Source organism: Vibrio sp. MOR3 (assembly GCF_001557775.1).
In the GTDB taxonomy this organism is placed as follows: Bacteria; Pseudomonadota; Gammaproteobacteria; order Enterobacterales; family Vibrionaceae; genus Vibrio; species Vibrio jasicida.
In genome coordinates this window covers 231,476-245,983 of record NZ_LNRD01000003.1, presented here as the reverse complement: position 1 = coordinate 245,983, position 14,508 = coordinate 231,476, and the positions used below count along the sequence as shown (strand labels likewise).

14 protein-coding genes and 1 riboswitch are annotated in these 14,508 nt (G+C 45.7%); of the genes, 9 read left to right on the top strand and 5 right to left on the bottom strand.

The features are described from left to right. Positions 1-63 precede the first annotated feature (63 nt). From mpl to thiQ, 5 genes are all read left to right on the top strand, one after another. Positions 64-1,422, top strand: coding sequence for a UDP-N-acetylmuramate:L-alanyl-gamma-D-glutamyl-meso-diaminopimelate ligase (mpl, locus tag ATB76_RS08415; RefSeq protein ID WP_061035045.1), 1,359 nt, complete (start codon positions 64-66; stop codon positions 1,420-1,422). Then, positions 1,422-2,060 (top strand): flavin prenyltransferase UbiX, encoded by a 639-nt coding sequence (locus ATB76_RS08410; protein WP_061035044.1) that lies wholly within the window; start codon positions 1,422-1,424, stop codon positions 2,058-2,060. Before mpl ends, ATB76_RS08410 begins: the two co-directional genes overlap by 1 nt. Before the next feature lie 32 nt (positions 2,061-2,092). Next, positions 2,093-2,242, top strand: a riboswitch (TPP riboswitch). A gap of 68 nt (positions 2,243-2,310) precedes the next feature. Continuing rightward, complete coding sequence (gene thiB, locus ATB76_RS08405) at positions 2,311-3,303, top strand: thiamine ABC transporter substrate binding subunit (protein ID WP_061035043.1); 993 nt, start codon at positions 2,311-2,313, stop codon at positions 3,301-3,303. Positions 3,304-3,317: 14 nt separating this feature from the next. Then, positions 3,318-4,904 carry a thiamine/thiamine pyrophosphate ABC transporter permease ThiP gene (gene thiP, locus ATB76_RS08400; protein ID WP_081094900.1) on the top strand — a complete coding sequence of 529 codons (1,587 nt, stop codon included), beginning with the start codon at positions 3,318-3,320 and terminating at the stop codon, positions 4,902-4,904. After that, positions 4,904-5,608 carry a thiamine ABC transporter ATP-binding protein gene (gene thiQ, locus ATB76_RS08395; RefSeq protein ID WP_061035041.1) on the top strand — a complete coding sequence of 235 codons (705 nt, stop codon included), beginning with the start codon at positions 4,904-4,906 and terminating at the stop codon, positions 5,606-5,608. Before thiP ends, thiQ begins: the two co-directional genes overlap by 1 nt. 93 nt (positions 5,609-5,701) lie before the next feature. On the opposite strand, the gene ATB76_RS08390 is transcribed toward thiQ, so the two are convergent. From ATB76_RS08390 to argR, 4 genes are all read right to left on the bottom strand, one after another. After that, the gene (locus ATB76_RS08390) at positions 5,702-6,139 is read right to left on the bottom strand and encodes a universal stress protein (RefSeq protein WP_005437370.1); all 438 of its coding nucleotides are present in this window, start codon (positions 6,137-6,139) and stop codon (positions 5,702-5,704) included. 44 nt (positions 6,140-6,183) lie between these two features. Beyond that, complete coding sequence (locus tag ATB76_RS08385; protein ID WP_038866109.1) at positions 6,184-8,763, bottom strand: TRAP transporter permease; 2,580 nt, start codon at positions 8,761-8,763, stop codon at positions 6,184-6,186. A gap of 310 nt (positions 8,764-9,073) precedes the next feature. Next, positions 9,074-10,042 (bottom strand): TAXI family TRAP transporter solute-binding subunit, encoded by a 969-nt coding sequence (locus ATB76_RS08380; protein ID WP_009707802.1) that lies wholly within the window; start codon positions 10,040-10,042, stop codon positions 9,074-9,076. Positions 10,043-10,426: 384 nt separating this feature from the next. Further along, positions 10,427-10,897: a transcriptional regulator ArgR gene (gene argR, locus ATB76_RS08375; RefSeq protein WP_005430583.1), complete on the bottom strand. Its 471-nt coding sequence runs from the start codon at positions 10,895-10,897 to the stop codon at positions 10,427-10,429. 358 nt (positions 10,898-11,255) lie between these two features. On the opposite strand from argR, the gene mdh reads away from it, so the two are divergent. Then, a complete protein-coding gene (gene mdh, locus ATB76_RS08370; protein ID WP_038878319.1) occupies positions 11,256-12,191 on the top strand; it encodes a malate dehydrogenase in 936 nt (311 codons plus the stop codon). Positions 12,192-12,313: 122 nt separating this feature from the next. Next, positions 12,314-12,505: a hypothetical protein gene (locus tag ATB76_RS08365; protein WP_038866116.1), complete on the top strand. Its 192-nt coding sequence runs from the start codon at positions 12,314-12,316 to the stop codon at positions 12,503-12,505. A gap of 82 nt (positions 12,506-12,587) precedes the next feature. On the opposite strand, the gene ispB is transcribed toward ATB76_RS08365, so the two are convergent. Beyond that, on the bottom strand, positions 12,588-13,559 hold the full coding sequence (gene ispB / locus ATB76_RS08360) for an octaprenyl diphosphate synthase (RefSeq protein WP_038866118.1): 972 nt from the start codon (positions 13,557-13,559) through the stop codon (positions 12,588-12,590). Positions 13,560-13,816: 257 nt separating this feature from the next. Here ispB and rplU point away from each other — a divergent pair, with 257 nt between their 5' ends. Next, a complete protein-coding gene (gene rplU, locus ATB76_RS08355) occupies positions 13,817-14,128 on the top strand; it encodes a 50S ribosomal protein L21 (RefSeq protein WP_038866119.1) in 312 nt (103 codons plus the stop codon). A 20-nt stretch (positions 14,129-14,148) separates the two neighbouring features. Beyond that, a complete protein-coding gene (rpmA, locus tag ATB76_RS08350; protein WP_005383095.1) occupies positions 14,149-14,406 on the top strand; it encodes a 50S ribosomal protein L27 in 258 nt (85 codons plus the stop codon). The last annotated feature ends 102 nt before the right edge of the window (positions 14,407-14,508 follow it).

The window sequence follows — 14,508 nt, the reverse complement described above, 5'->3', positions numbered from 1 at the left end:
TCGCTTTTCTGGTAGTTATCACGATAATGAAAGGATTAAAGAACGCATTACAAGGTTAAGTTTATGCACATTCATATCTTGGGTATCTGCGGCACGTTTATGGGCGGTGCAGCAGTTTTGGCTCGTCAGTTAGGTCATAAAGTAACGGGTTCAGATGCCAATGTTTATCCACCAATGAGCACCCTGTTAGAGTCGCAAGGTATTGAAATAATTGAAGGCTTTGACCCTTCTCAGCTTGACCCTCAACCCGATCTTGTGGTGATTGGTAACGCGATGAGCCGTGGTAACCCATGTGTTGAGCATGTATTGAACACTAACATGCGTTATACCTCTGGCCCGCAATGGTTACAGGAGTTTTTACTCCACGATCGCTGGGTACTTGCGGTTTCAGGTACTCACGGCAAAACCACCACTTCAAGCATGCTGGCTTGGATTTTAGAAGACTGCGGTTACCAGCCTGGTTTCCTCGTTGGCGGCGTATTAGGTAACTTCGGAGTGTCGGCTCGCTTGGGTGAAAGCATGTTTTTTGTCGTAGAAGCCGACGAATATGACAGTGCTTTTTTCGATAAGCGATCTAAGTTTGTTCACTACCATCCACGTACACTGATCATGAACAACCTTGAGTTTGATCATGCGGACATCTTCGACGATCTAGAGGCGATTAAACGTCAATTCCACCACTTAGTGCGCACTGTTCCGGGCAACGGCTTGATCCTAGCACCTAAGCAAGATCAGTCGCTGCAAGACGTGATCGAGCGCGGTTGTTGGACTGAAAAGCAGTTCTCAGGTGTCGACGGTGATTGGCAAGCGCACAAATTGGTTATCGATGGCTCTAAATTTGAAGTTTCATTGCAAGGTGAGAAAGTTGGCGTCGTGGATTGGGATCTTGTCGGTGACCACAACGTGGATAACGCTTTGATGGCGATTGCTGCTGCTCGCCATGTGGGTGTTACACCAGAACTTGCATGTCAGGCTCTCGGTCGTTTTATTAACACCAAACGTCGCTTGGAGCTGAAAGGTGAAGAGCATGGCGTGACGGTTTACGACGATTTTGCTCATCATCCAACGGCGATTGAACTGACATTGGGCGGTTTACGTAACAAGGTTGGCGAAAAACGTATTTTTGCCGTTTTGGAGCCACGCTCTGCGACGATGAAGCGCGGTGTTCATAAGAATACACTGGCAGCTTCATTGCACAGTGCTGATGAGGTGTTCCTCTTCCAACCAGACAACATTGATTGGTCAGTACAAGAGATTGCAGACCAGTGTAAACAACCTGCTTTTGTGGGTGCAGAGATGGACAGCTTTGTCGCTAAAATCGTAGAACGAGCACTGCCGGGTGACCAAATCCTCGTAATGAGTAACGGTGGCTTTGGTGGTATCCACGGCAAGCTTCTAGAACAACTGAAACAAAAAGCTTAATGACATTTATGCAACAAAAAGTAACCCCTAAAAAAGCCATCACATTAGCATTAACGGGCGCCTCTGGTGCCCCGTATGGGCTCCGTCTTCTTGAATGCCTGGTTGCTGCGGATTACCACGTTTACGTGTTGATCTCTTCGGCTGCTCGTGTCGTGATGGCGACCGAGCATGACCTGAAACTACCAAGCGGCCCTGAAGCGGCGCAAAAGGCGTTAGTTGAGCATCTCAAGTGCAATCCAGATAATATCACCGTTTGTGGCAAAGACGATTGGTTCTCGCCAGTGGCCTCTGGTTCGGCTGCGCCAAAGCAAATGGTGGTGTGTCCATGTTCCGCGGGCAGTGTCGCGGCCATTGCACACGGCATGTCAGATAACTTAATTGAACGTGCTGCAGACGTGGTGATGAAAGAGCGTGGGCAACTGTTACTTGTGGTGCGTGAAACGCCGTTTTCAACACTGCATCTTGAAAACATGCACAAACTTTCGCAAATGGGCGTCACCATCATGCCCGCAGCGCCGGGGTTTTATCATCAACCAAAGAGTATTGAAGACTTGGTGGATTTTATGGTGGCAAGAATTCTCGATCACCTTGGTATTGATCAAGGCTTGGTGCCACGCTGGGGTTATGACCAACGTTGATTGTGTAATCAATAAAAGATCTTTACAATCCATCCAACTCATCGGGGAGCAAACCCATCAGGTATTGACCTTGTCAATGCCAAGGAGCGCTGAGACCTAATTGTTTAACATTGTTGAGCAGGCAGGGACCCGTATTACCTGAACCAGATAATGCTGGCGTAGGAATTGAGTCTGGATATTGGAAGTCCTAAATACCGCCTCAACCCTGTGCCGCTCAACTCATGTTAATAATGCAAATGGAGAGCGAGCAGTGAAAACCACTCTTAGTCTGATTGCCCTTGCAACCATCACTTCTACTTCAGCGTTTGCCGCTGAAAACACCCTAACTGTCTACACATACGATTCTTTTGCTGCCGATTGGGGACCGGGTCCTAAAGTCGAAAAAGCATTCGAAGCCAAATGCGGTTGCGACGTTAATTTTGTTGCGCTGGACGACGGTGTTTCAATCCTTAACCGCCTTCGTTTGGAAGGAAACAATAGCAAAGCGGATATCGTGTTAGGTTTGGATAATAACCTGATGGCGGAAGCGAAAAAGACCGGGCTTCTGGCTGAGCATAATGTTGATACCTCAAAGACTACGCTACCTAATGGTTGGGACGATAAGACCTTCGTACCGTACGATTACGGCTACTTTGCGTTTGTATACAACAAGGAGAAGTTGGTGAATCCTCCAAAAAGCATGAAAGAGCTGGTGGAAGAGCGTGATGATCTGAAAGTGATTTACCAAGACCCTCGCACTTCGACGCCGGGTCAAGGCTTGATGTTGTGGATGAAGTCCATCTATGGCGATGATGCGACTCAAGCGTGGAAGCAACTGGCAACGAAAACAGTTACGGTTACTAAAGGCTGGTCAGAAGCTTACTCGATGTTTTTGAACGGTGAGTCCGATCTCGTGCTGTCTTACACGACCTCTCCCGCGTACCATTTGATTGCAGAAGATGACGCGAAATACGCAAGCGCAAATTTTTCCGAAGGACACTACATGCAAGTGGAGGTGGCGGCTAAGGTCAAAGGCTCAAAAAATTCGAAGTTAGCAGATGAGTTCATGGACTTTATTTTGAGTGATGATTTCCAATCTGCGATGCCAACAGGTAACTGGATGTACCCAGTAACTAACGTTGAGTTACCAAAAGGCTTTGAAACTCTGAGCGTGCCAAGCAAATCATTGAGCTTTAGTGCAGACGAAGTAGCGAAAATGCGCAAGACTTGGATTCGCGAATGGCAAAGCGCATTGACGTTCTAACATAGGTTCTACTTTTGAATTCTGTTCCGAAAATAGGGTTAGGGGTCGCGATGATTATCGCGACCTTTGTTATTTCTGCCCTGGGTGCTTTGATTGTTCAAGCGCCTTCACTTGATGTGTCTATGGTGTGGGGAGACCCATACTATCAACACGTCACCAAGTTCAGCTTCTACCAAGCTTTCCTTTCTACACTATTGAGTGTTGGCTTTGCTATTCCTGTTGCTCACGCACTTTCTCGACGTGAGTTCTTTGGGAAGTCTCTATTACTCAAGTTGTTTGCGTCTACCTTAGTTCTGCCGGTGTTAGTTGGTGTATTTGGCTTATTGGCGATTTACGGTAACAGCGGCTTATTAGCGCAATGGCTGAAAAGTATCGACGCTGAGCTACCGTTTTCCATCTATGGTCTGAACGGCATTTTACTTGCGCATGTGTTCTTCAATATGCCTTATGCGGCTCGGCTACTTTTGCAGGCATTAGAATCTATCCCAGCAGAGCAACATAAACTGTGTGCACATCTTGGAATGAGTCATTGGGATAAATTTCGCTGGGTGGAATGGCCACGCCTAAGGCAGCAATTACCACACGTAAGTGGCTTAGTGTTTATGCTTTGCTTTACCAGTTTTGCCACCGTGATGGCGTTAGGCGGCGGACCGAAATCGACCACTATTGAGCTTGCCATTTATCAGGCAATTAAGTTCGACTTTGATCTGCAAGCCGGGGCGCTTTTGGCACTGTGGCAAATGTTGTTGTGCGGCTTGTTAGCAATTGGCGTACAAAAGTTGACGAAGCCAGTCTCAGTAAGCACTGGCAGCACATCGGTACAGCAATATTTAACGAAGGATCATGGGTGGTCAAAAGCTTGGGATAGCTTTTGGATCATAGGTGCCTTTTTACTAGTCATACCGCCACTTTTGATGGTGGTCTTCAGTGGTATCAACCAGCAAGTTTGGCCAGTATTGAGTGATGAGCGTTTTTGGTCTGCACTGTTCAATTCACTCAACGTTGCGGTACTGGCGAGTTCTCTTGCCGTGGCCGCTGGCGTATCGATTTTGCTGACTAGCCGACGTTGGCGTTTGCAGTATAAAAATACTCGCGCTGATCAAATTGAGCTTATTGGTACCATCATTTTGGTGACGCCGGGCTTAGTGATCAGTACGGGATTGTTCCTATTGCTGCGCTCATTTACCGATGTATTCAGCTTAGCGTTTTTTGTGGTTATTTTGGTTAATGGTTTGATGGCCTTGCCATATGTCATTAAGACTTTATCTCAACCTATGTTGCACATTGATCAGCAATATCAGTATGTCTGTGCCAGTTTGGGTATGCGTGGTTGGCAACGTTTTAGAGTGGTGGAGTGGCAAGCACTGCGCAAGCCATTTGCACATGCTTTTGCTATCAGCTTTATGTTTGCGATTGGTGACTTGAGTGCGATTGCTTTGTTTGGTGGGCAAGAGTTTAGAACCTTACCGCTGTATTTATTCCAACTGCTCGGCAGTTATCAAATGGATGCTGCAGCGGTTGTGTCGGTTACCTTGTTGTTACTCAGCGTCGGTTGTTTTGCTGTGATTGAAAAAGTATTGAAAACAAAGGGGAAAGCGTAATGTTAGTGTTGGATGATGTTCAGTACACCTATCAACGTGAGCTATTTCACTTTGATTTAGAGATTAAGCGTGGACAAATTGTGTCGCTGATGGGACCGAGCGGTGCTGGCAAATCAACCTTATTGGCGTTAGTTGCTGGTTTCATCAATCCAGACCAAGGCGATATTCTGGTTGATGGAGAATCTATCGTAAGTAATGAGCCGTATCAGCGTCCGTTCTCAATGTTGTTCCAAGAACATAACCTGTTTGCTCACCTGTCAGTAAGAGACAACATCGGTTTGGGCTTGCATCCGGGGTTAAAGCTTACGGCAGACCAAAAGCTTCTTGTCGAGCAAGCGGCAAGACAAGTGGGTGTAGCTGAGTATCTGGACCGCTTACCTGAACACCTTTCTGGTGGTCAGCGTCAGCGTGTGGCACTCGCCCGATGTTTTGTTCAGTCGCATCCGATGTGGCTGCTCGATGAACCTTTCTCAGCTCTCGATCCCGTGTTGCGTGAAGAGATGCTGATATTGGTTAAACAGCTTGCTGCTGAGCGTGGCATCACCGTTTTGATGGTGACGCACCACTTAAGTGACGCCAGAGCGATTGCTAGTCATTTTGCATTTGTGGCAGGTGGTCAGGTAGAAGCGTCAGGTGAGATTGGTGAATTAACGTTATCGCACTCTAGCGATGTTTTAACCGCGTTTGTGCGAGCGGCAGGGTAGAGCGTTGTTTATATTGATGAATAAGGCGTAAGAAAAACAAAAGGTTGATGCGAGCATCAACCTTTTTCTATTTTGGGAGTTTGAATGAGTACGTTAGCCTTGTGGCTTCACTACCATCACATTGATTGGTGAGTTTTCAACAACTTTGCTTGCGACTGAGCCTAACATCACTTTATTGATCTTCGAACGTTTGTGGCTTGGCATAATGATGAGGTCTGCGCCTAAGCGCTCAGCGTAATCAAGGATGGTTGCATACGCTTTGCCTTCTGCAACGTGGACTTTGTAAATCACTTCATCATCGATGTGTTGATCGGCAAATGTTTTTAGCTGCTGCTTCACATCTTGCTTCATCTTCGCCGCCGCATCTTTCGGGAAGTAAGTCGCGACCATCGACATGTGGATACCGGGCAGTACAGTCAGTAAGTGAACTTCCGCGTTGGCTTGTTTAGCTTGCCAAACAGCCAACTCAACAGCTCGGTCAGAGAAGCCTTGGTCATTTAGATCAACCGGCACAAGAATTTGTTTATACATTCAGTGTCTCTCATCATGGCCCCTTATCCTCGGGGCCTAATCGGTTATGCGCTCAACTGTTCCTTACGAGCACGACGTTTTTGGTTCATGGCAAGTACCAGCAAGATCATTAAGCAAGGCACAAATACCCATTCTTTCATTGGGCGCTCAGCGTCTTGAACGATCCATTTGATCTCCCAGTCGAAGTCGACGCCAGACGATTCTGCCGGACTACCAAACTCGACCATGTCTACGATCATTTTGCCGTCGTTCTCGGTTAGCATTAGACCCATAGAAGAGATGCGCTCTTCAGCGGTTTTTGCTTTATCTTCGAACGGAAGACGTACCGTTTTCTCTACGTAATCACCTTCGAGGTTTTCACCTGCGACTCGTAGCTCAATGGATTCTCCTACATTTAGCCCTTCCGTGATTTGAGCTATCTCAACCCCAGGGGAAAGAACTTTCGCTGGGTACAACATGTCCCACCAAAATCCAGGGCGGAAGAATGAGAAGGTCAATACCAATAGTAAGACGGTTTCCCACCACTTATTACGTGTGAACCACCAGCCTTGTGTTGCCGCTGAGAAGATTAACATCGCAATGATTGAAGAGATCACGGTCAATGCTAAATGCCACCATGAGTCGATACCCATCAACAATAGCTGAGTATTGAAGACAAACATGAAAGGCAGGATTGCGGTTCGAATATCATAGGTAAAGCCTTGAATACCAGTCCGAATTGGATCCGACTTTGCAATCGCTGCAGCCGCAAATGCCGCTAAGCCAACAGGTGGTGTATCATCGGCCAGAATACCGAAGTAGAACACAAACAAGTGGACCGCAATCAGTGGGATGATCAAACCGTGTGCCGCACCAAGCGTTACGATAACCGGTGCCATCAAGGTTGAAACCACAATGTAGTTGGCCGTCGTTGGTAGGCCCATACCCAGAATCAAACTAATGACCGCGGTAAACAGCAACATTAGGATAATGCTACCGCCCGAGATGAACTCGACAAAGTCGGTCATGACAAGGCCAATACCAGTCAGCGTTACCACACCAACAACCGTACCGGCAGCAGCGGTTGCGACACCGATACCGATCATGTTGCGCGCACCAGATACTAAGCTTTCTGCTAGGTCAACAAAGCCGTTTTTGGTTTGTTCGACAAGATCGCCTTCTTTAGATAGCAACGCAATCAAAGGGCGTTGTGTCAGCAAGATGAAGATCATAAACACCGTTGCCCAGAATGCAGATAGACCTGGAGAGAAACGTTCCACCGTCAAACACCAAACCAGTACCACGATAGGCAATAAAAAGTGCAAACCAGATTTAATCGTCGGACCTGGGTCTGGTACTTCAGTCAGTTCAGCATCGATTTCAATCGCCCCATCTTTTGCGTGGTTAGCGGAAATCTTTACAAGACCCACATAAGCAATTAGAAGTACGACGGTCACGATAGGGGTTGCTGCATCACCAAAGACATCTTTCGTCCAACCCACACCGTAGTAAACCAAAGCGCTGATAACACATAGGCCCAAAATCGTACCAGTGAAGGACAGCAAGCTCTGCACAAGCGTAGGGGTATGGCGACGAGGAAGCCCTGTCATACCTGCTTTACACGCTTCAAGGTGAACGATGTAAATCAGTGCAATATAAGAGATAAGCGCAGGGAGTAGAGCTGCTTTGATAACTTCAACGTAGGAGATACCAACGTATTCCACCATTAAGAATGCGGCAGCACCCATGATAGGCGGTGTCAGTTGACCGTTGGTTGATGCTGCTACTTCTACCGCACCCGCTTTCGTTCCCGGGAAGCCAACACGCTTCATGAGTGGAATCGTAAATGTACCTGTCGTTACTACGTTAGCGATGGAAGAACCTGAAACCAGACCAGACAAGCCAGAAGCGACTACCGCAGCTTTCGCAGGACCACCTTTCATATGACCAAGTAGCGAGAACGCGACTTTAATGAAGTACGCACCTGCGCCCGCACGCTCTAGCATGGCACCAAACAGTACAAACAAGAATACGAAAGAAGTTGATACACCCAGTGCAACACCAAATACGCCTTCAGTTGTTAGCCAAAGGTGCGACATGGCTTTGTTCAAGCTCGCGCCTTTATGAGCAATCACATCTGGCATGTATGGGCCAGCAAAGGTGTAAGTTAGGAACACCGCAGCAACCACCATAAGTGGTGGACCGAGAGCTCGGCGAGTTGCTTCAAGTAGTAACGCCATACCTGTGACGGATACCACGATATCAACCGTGGTTGGGGCGCCAGAACGGCCGGCGAGTTCGGTATAGAAGATGTAAATGTAAGCCGCTGCAAAACTGCCTGCGAGTGCCAATATCCAATCAATAAGAGGGATATGATCTCGTGGAGAGTTTTTCATGGCTGGATAAGCAGTGAAAGCGAGAAAAGTAGCAAAAGTTAAATGGATTGCTCGCGCTTCAGTGTCGTTGAGTACGCCAAAATTAAAAATAAATGGTAGCGGAGACGCGTACCATAATTGAAATAGCGACCAGCACAGTGGAACGAACCATAAGATTCGACCTTGCAAGCCCATTGGGCTACGCGCACCTGTGTCTGCCTGAGCCACCATTTCTTGCACATCTTGTGACGGAGTGTTGTTCGTCGCCATGTACTTTTTCCTTATTATTGATGGTCCTGTCTGTATTGTGTATCGAGAACCGCGCTTCGCTTTAACAGTGTAGTGAATAGAGCGAAGTTTGCTTTCGAGTGAATCGCTACAGTCCTTCAACTCATTGATTTATGAGAGGAGGGCATGTGCGTTTTCTTTTTTTAGGTGTGTGAGCGCGACTTCCGAAAAAGAAATCGGCAGATTGCATAAAGCAAATTGAACAAAGCATGCTGGAAGAAGGTGTTCGACCAGCATACTCAATCAGGCAGAAAACCATCCTTCTCTGCCTGAGCTTGGAGTCAGTAGCTGCTTACTTAAGCAGACCTACTTCTTTGTAGTACTTCTCTGCACCTGGATGAAGAGGGATTGAAAGACCAGCTTTCACCATGTCTTCTTTTTTCAGGTTTGCAAATGCAGGGTGTAGACGTTTGAATGTATCGAAGTTTTCGAACACAGCTTTAGCAACGTTGTAAGCCACGTCATCTGAAACATCAGAAGTCGTTACCATTGTTGCCGCAACACCAAAGCTGTTTACGTCTTTATCTGTACCACGGTACATACCAGCAGGCACTGTGCTGAATGCGTAGTATGGGTTGTTAGCAACGATTTTCTCGATTTCTGGACCAGTTGCAGGAACTAGCTTCGCATCACAAGAGGTTGTTGCTTCTTTGATTGAACCGTTCGGGTGGCCAACCATGTAGATAAACGCGTCGATCTTGTTATCACACAGTGCTTGAGAACGTTCTGAGCCTTTTAGTTCTGATGCAAGTTTAAAGCTGTCGTTAGTCCAGCCCATTGCATCCATCACTACGCCCATTGTCGCGCGGTCACCAGAACCAGGGTTACCGATGTTTACACGTTTACCTTTTAGGTCTTGAACGTTTTCGATACCAGAATCTGCACGTGCGATGATGTTAAAAGGTTCTGTATGAAGAGAGAACATTGCACGTAGTTTTTTGTACGGGCCTTGTTCAGCAAACTTGCTCGTACCGTTGTAGCCATGGTATTGCCAGTCCGATTGCACGATACCAAAATCTAGCTCGCCAGCACGGATAGTGTTGACGTTGTAAATTGAGCCGCCAGTCGATTCTACTGAACAACGAATGTTGTGATCTTTACGACCTTTGTTTACCAATTTACAAATAGCACCACCAGTAGGGTAGTAAACACCTGTTACTGAGCCAGTACCGATAGTAATAAACTCTTGAGCGTTAACTGCGCCTGCGCCCATAACTGCTGCAGCGATTGCGCCTACTTTAAGAAGTTTGTTAAATGCCATGAATTTCCCTTCCTTATATTCATTATTAACCCAGAAATAACTGTAAATTACTTCAGGAGTTTCCTATTTGGAAACGGCATCTTTTCCAATCCAATCGTTTGAAAAAGCGAGCGAATCATAACAAAAAATTGGCAGAAAATTATCCGATTGTTAAAAGTTATAGCGAATAAGTCTAAAGCTTGCGACAGTAGGTGGGGATAAATTCGCAAGCTAATCTGTTTTATAACAGTTACTTATACAGATTTTGTGTGAGGGTGTTAAAAAAATCAATAGCGTGATAATGATCACAAATAAGGTGGGCAAAAAATAGACGTTGGAATCATTTTGTTTACATAATTTATGGGCTACAAAATTCAACTAATTTCATAGCCCACAAACAGTTACTTAGCCTGTGTATTCGAAAAGCTCACACACTGATTTGAACAATTGTTCTGTTGAAACTGGCATTGTTGGGGTAATAAAGATGGTGTCATCACCTGCAACGACCCCCAAAATGCCTTCTGATTTGCCTAGTGAATCAAGTAGGCGAGCAATCAATTGTGCAGCACCTGGACCAGTATGGATAACGACTAACGCAGCGTTGTGGTCAATATCCAGTACAAGTTCACGTAAAGAGCTGCTTACCGTAGGAACTCCAAGCTCTGCTGGCAGACAGTAAACCATCTCCATTTTTGCGTTACGTGTACGTACCGCACCAAATTTGGTCAGCATACGGGAGACTTTAGATTGGTTGATGCTTTCGAAACCTTGTTGTTTTAATGCATCAACGATCTCACCCTGTGAGCCAAAGCTTTCTTCTTTTAATAAGGCTTTAAAAGCGCGAACTAAGTTATCTTGTTTTTCTGAATTGCGCATAGTCGTTATGATTCTCTTATTACAGGTCAGCAATTTTGCATATTCTCGCATAGATATTCATGCAGTGCCAAAAACTCACGGCATTATGTTAATTCCATCACTGTAAACCCTAAACAGGATAGGGTTCTTTAAGTATGAAATCGTTGACCTATTTATTGCATTGAATTTCTTGTCATTTCAACAGAATAAACCAATAATCAGACCTTTGTTTGTAGCACGATAACAGCGAGTTGCGCGAGGTCGCAAAGCTGGCGTTAATTGATTGTAATCAAGTTGTGATTCCGATAGCTTTATTTCAGTTGGTTACAAAATACCCTACGAATACGTTTATAAGAGAAATACTCTCAAGGAGAACTACATGAAAGTAGCCGTTATTGGTGCCGCTGGCGGCATCGGTCAAGCTCTGGCCCTTCTACTTAAGAACCGTCTTCCTGCAGGTTCAGATTTAGCCCTATATGATATTGCTCCAGTAACTCCTGGTGTGGCTGCAGATCTTAGCCATATCCCGACACCAGTATCTATTAAAGGTTACGCTGGTGAAGATCCAACGCCTGCACTAGAAGGTGCTGACGTGGTTCTTATCTCAGCTGGTGTCGCACGTAAGCCTGGTATGGATCGTGCTGATCTATTTAATGTAAATGCTGGTATCGTTAAGTCATTAGCAGAAAAGATTGCAGTAGTATGTCCAACGGCATGCGTGGGTATTATCACTAACCCAGTGAACACCACAGTGCCAATCGCCGCGGAAGTATTAAAGAAAGCCGGTGTGTACGATAAGCGCAAACTGTTTGGTGTTACAACGCTAGACGTTATCCGCTCAGAAACCTTCGTGGCTGAACTAAAAGATAAAGATCCAGGTGACGTTCGCGTTCCTGTTATCGGTGGCCACTCTGGTGTGACTATTCTTCCTCTTCTATCTCAAGTAGAAGGTGTTGAGTTCACCGCTGAAGAAGTAGAAGCGCTAACGAAACGTATCCAAAATGCGGGTACAGAAGTTGTTGAAGCAAAAGCGGGTGGCGGTAGCGCGACTCTGTCTATGGGTCAAGCAGCATGTCGCTTTGGTCTTGCTCTAGTACGAGCACTTCAAGGTGAAGAAGGCGTAGTAGAATGTGCATACGTGGAAGGTGGCAGTGAACATGCGCCTTACTTTGCACAACCAGTTAAACTGGGTAAAGACGGTGTAGAAGAAGTTCTAAGCTATGGCGCACTAAGTGACTACGAGAAGTCAGCACTTGATGGTATGTTGGAAACGCTAAATGGCGATATCAACATTGGTGTTGAATTTGCTAAATAAGCGTCTCTACAAAGAGAAAGCTATATAAAGAAGAAAGCCGATCTTAGATCGGCTTTTTTGATCCTTTCATTTTATCTCGCGTAACAGAGTCTGAATCAAACAACTTTGTGAGGGAGAAGATGATGGAAGCCAATCGAATCCGTAAAGGTATGGTGGTGGAATGCCAACAAGGTGTCGGAACAATCTTAGTGGTTGATCAAGAGGCGGAGACAGTGCTTCTTGCCAAACAAGGTTCGGAAGAGCAGTTGGCGGTCAGTTTCGACGAAATTGAAGATAACCCACAGCTTCACGATAGCTGCGATAGATACTATTAGATGGTAGCGGTGAGAAGAATTTGAGGTACACAAAAAGGAAGAGCCATGCTCTTCCTTTTTATTGTGGGTCTATTTTATGCCGTTAACTAGTGCGGTTCACTGACATGTGAGCCAGTGTAATAAGCGCTTGCTTGTACTCTGACTCTGGCAAGATTGCGAGTTCTGCAATCGCTTTGTCTGCTTCTTCTAGTGCTTTCTGCGTTGTGTACTCAAGTGAGCCGGCTACTTTCATTACAGCAAGAATGTCATCCAAGTGATCCATACCGTTGGCTTTTTCGATAGCCTCACGGATCATCTGTGCATTCTCTGGGGTGGTATTGCGCATGGCATGAAGTAGAGGAAGCGTTGGTTTGCCTTCAGCTAAATCATCACCAACATTCTTACCCATATCCTCACCGTCAGACGTGTAATCCATCACGTCGTCGATCAGTTGGAATGCTGTACCCAAATATTTACCGTAGTTTTGGAAAGCGACTTCTACTTCTTCAGGAGCATCGTTAAGAATCGCACCAATTTGGGTTGCAGACTCAAACAAACGTGCGGTCTTAGAGTAGATGACCTGCATGTAGCTTTCTTCTGTCGTGTCAGGATCATTGCAGTTCATTAACTGCTGAACCTCACCCTCTGCGATTACATTAACTGCGTCACTCATTAGTTTAAGGATCTTCATTGATCCTAGCTCAGTCATCATTTGGAATGAGCGAGTATAAATAAAGTCCCCAACTAACACGCTAGCGGCATTACCAAACGCAGCGTTTGCTGTCGCTTTACCACGGCGCATGTCTGATTCGTCTACCACATCATCGTGCAACAGTGTTGCTGTGTGGATAAACTCGATAAACGCCGCTGCCATTGTATGGCCGTTACCTTGGTAACCAAGAGCACGTGCTGACAATATCGCCAGAAGTGGTCTTAAGCGTTTGCCTCCACCACTCACGATATAGAAACCGAGCTGGTTGATTAAAGAGACATCAGAATTTAGTTGGGCTTGAATTGTTTCATTCACTTTTGCCATGTCATCGGCAGTAAGCGCTTGGATAGTTTTAAAATCCATCGTATATCCGGCTGAAGTTAGACCCTGCAAGGCTTATTCGATTTATATAATTGTCGAATAATACACTAAAAAACGTTGATTAATACATTACTAAAGGGCATGATTGCCGCACTTTTCTTTGGCGATTAGCTTTTCGCCAATTTTTTCAAAATATGGCTTGTCATAGGGGCATCTCTTCTGTAGAATCTGCGCCCTATTGATGATTAGTTTAGCGCACACCCTCATGAAAAGGCTGTGCGGAAAAAGCGGAGTAAAATATGTACGCTGTTTTCCAATCTGGTGGTAAACAACACCGTGTAAGCGAAGGTCAAACTCTTCGTTTAGAGAAATTAGACGTTGAAACTGGTGCAACTGTTGAATTTGATACAGTTCTTCTTGTTGCTAACGGCGAAGACATCAAAGTTGGCGCTCCTCTTGTAGAGGGCGGCAAAGTTGTTGCTGAAGTTGTACAACACGGTCGTGGCGATAAAGTTAAAATCGTTAAGTTCCGTCGTCGTAAGCACTCTCGTAAGCAACAGGGTCATCGTCAGTGGTTCACTGAAGTGAAGATCACTGGTATCAACGCTTAATCTATTAGGAGAGTTTAACAATGGCACACAAAAAAGCTGGTGGTTCTACTCGTAACGGCCGCGATTCAGAAAGCAAACGCCTTGGTGTTAAGCGTTTCGGTGGTGAGTCTGTTCTTGCAGGTAACATCATCGTACGTCAACGTGGTACTAAGTTCCACGCTGGTAACAACGTAGGTATCGGTAAAGACCACACTCTATTCGCTCTTACTGAAGGTAAAGTGAAGTTCGAGGTTAAAGGTCCTAAAAACCGTAAGTTTGTAAGCATCGAAGCTGAGTAATTTACCTTTTAGGTTAATTATTTAAGCTTTAAAGCTGAATTCAAAAGCCCTGCCGATTCGGCGGGGTTTTTTATTTGTAGCAGTCGACATATTCAAGTTTCT